2 protein-coding genes and 1 pseudogene are annotated in these 2,133 nt (G+C 49.0%); all 3 read right to left on the reverse strand.

All coding sequences use genetic code 11. From position 1 onward, the window contains the following. Positions 1 to 262: 262 nt before the first annotated feature. Positions 263 to 364, reverse strand: a pseudogene (locus ABRP95_RS12130) (transposase); the annotation flags it as partial. A gap of 345 nt (positions 365 to 709) precedes the next feature. Continuing rightward, a complete protein-coding gene (locus tag ABRP95_RS11990; protein WP_284771361.1) occupies positions 710 to 1,177 on the reverse strand; it encodes a hypothetical protein in 468 nt (155 codons plus the stop codon). Positions 1,178 to 1,834: 657 nt separating this feature from the next. Continuing rightward, a complete protein-coding gene (locus tag ABRP95_RS11995; RefSeq protein WP_349819741.1) occupies positions 1,835 to 2,017 on the reverse strand; it encodes an integrase core domain-containing protein in 183 nt (60 codons plus the stop codon). Positions 2,018 to 2,133 lie beyond the last annotated feature (116 nt).

The following is a 2,133-nucleotide window of genomic DNA, read 5'->3' on the forward strand; positions in this document are numbered from 1 at the left end:
GCACGTGCTGGCCCCTGACACCATCACACTGCATGCTCTATCGAAAGGTAGAAACACCACTCAAACGGACTTGACCGTGTCCACCAAATGGGGGTCAGGTCCCAGATCTTCAGTGAGCCTGCTTGAAGCAAAATTTTTGGCGGCCTTGCGCAGGATGTCACGTTCTTCGCGCAGCTTCGCGTTTTCTTTTTCTAACTGGCGGATCCGTCTCACGACTCATTCGCTACTTGAGCTTTATCCTGCAATGCTTTTATGCGGGCACGTTTGCCGGTGCCGTACTTGGTGACCCATGAATGAAGCGAGGCACGGTTGATACCGAGCTCGGCTGACGCTGAGTTCAGCGAGAGTTCTCATAGAGAGCCACAGCATCGCGTTTGAACTGTTCTCAGTACCTGGACATAGTGGCAGATTACCAATCTTGCCAACCCGACTGGACTGGATATCAGGTGTCCACCAAACAGGGGCCAGGTCCGATAATGACTACGGTGTCACTGAAGAGAGGCCATACCCCAGCGAGGATTAACGAAGTCAGCGAGAAGCTGATGGAAATCCTAGGATCGCCGGCTTGATTAACGAATTGTCGACCCCACCAGTTAACGCTGGCTTGCGAACGAAGATGATACACATTTGAGCTACGGCCACTTGACATCGGTCTAGATGCTTGCGTTCCTTCCTTGAAACAGAATCTAAAGCCGATGAGATGGACTGCTCAGTACATGGGGATTTCTGGACCTTGGTTACGGAATTTTTCGAGCAAGGACCCGAATTCGACCTCCCATATATGAAACTCACTCGGCAAGAATGTAGGTTCCTTTTTCTGCCGAGAAACGACATCAGCTTGAGCTGCTTCACGCGTAGCAAAAGCAGCCAATATATCTGGGCTAATTTCCTGGTGGCGCGCGGAGGAATTTTGCGCATATCCTTCTCTAAAAACGAGATAAACGAGGTTCGGGAAATGGCACTTGTTTAGTTTCCCTCTCCAGCCCTGAAGGGGAACTTCTTCAGCCCAACAGGTCATATCTGAAGAATCAACATGCTCGCCCATGGCGCGCTCCTGCTCTCTGGTTAAAGCTACTCCGACAAATTCTTCGTCATACGTAGCTTCCATACGCGCAAAGAGCACAAAAATTTTAGCTTGGTTACTGTTATCTGAAGTTCTACCTGTTAAACCTTGCATGCTTCTCTAAACGGTTCAGTGTCAACAGTCGCAGTGTAAGTTTTATCACCGTCTACGATAGTTCCCGTAGTCGTGCCAATAAAGTTCGTATCCACTAAGCCATTGCAACGAAACTCAATGTTTTTCTGTTCGAGTTTGGATTGTCCCTGATTGTAAGAACGCGTAGGAACGCCAGACTTTAATGGTGCGTCTTTCCATACCATCCAATACTGGTACTTAAGTTTACTCTCGTGTTTGATAGAAGTTACCGGACGACTACACTTAGTCACCGGCTTAAAACCGATGATCCTTGCATCACCATCGCCGGTCTTAGTTCGTACATGAACTTCTGTAGGCTCGAGTACGCACGGTCCATAGTCTGGAGTTGCAGCGTACGGTTGAGCGGCGGGAGCACTACTATCGCCTTCTAGCTTTTCAACTCGTGTATAAACACCGCTCTCACCGGATTGTTCTACCGAAGCGGGAACCGTAGATGCCTCCGCCACCGAAGGAGTCAACGCAATAGCTAATGCCAAGCAGGAGCATGACGCGGACATCCTAGCTATTTTACTGAACAAAGCTCCACCCTCTCGTTTCTAGACACAATGAGTACCAATGCTAAGTCTAATTATGTATTGTCTCTTTTTCTATAAAAGTGAAGTGCCTCGTGTTTTGTTCCTAGGCATTTGCCTTGATTTCTATTATTACTTGCGGCGGGTTCTTCTTCCACAATTCGGTTTCCACCTCGGCCGGGGTTCGGTATCCCAGGCTTTGGTGGAGCCTTACCTCGTTCCACCATGACACCCACTCAAACGTGGCGATTTCTGCCTCGACAACATCATTCCACCTGCGAGTATGGATGAGTTCGCCTCTTGTGAGGGGCCGTTAACGTTTTCAGCTGAGAGTGTCTGATGGTTTGTGTGTGGGAACCCAACCCGCATAAGGAGATGAACCAGAATGACTACTATGGCGAGACG

This window comes from Corynebacterium sp. KPL2895, from assembly GCF_040225815.1.
GTDB lineage: Bacteria > Actinomycetota > Actinomycetes > Mycobacteriales > Mycobacteriaceae > Corynebacterium > Corynebacterium rhinophilum.

Excerpts from the sequence above, each read along its gene's own strand:
- ABRP95_RS11990 (WP_284771361.1), bottom strand. The coding sequence starts at position 1,177 with ATGCAAGGTTTAACAGGTAGAACTTCAGATAACAGTAACCAAGCTAAA.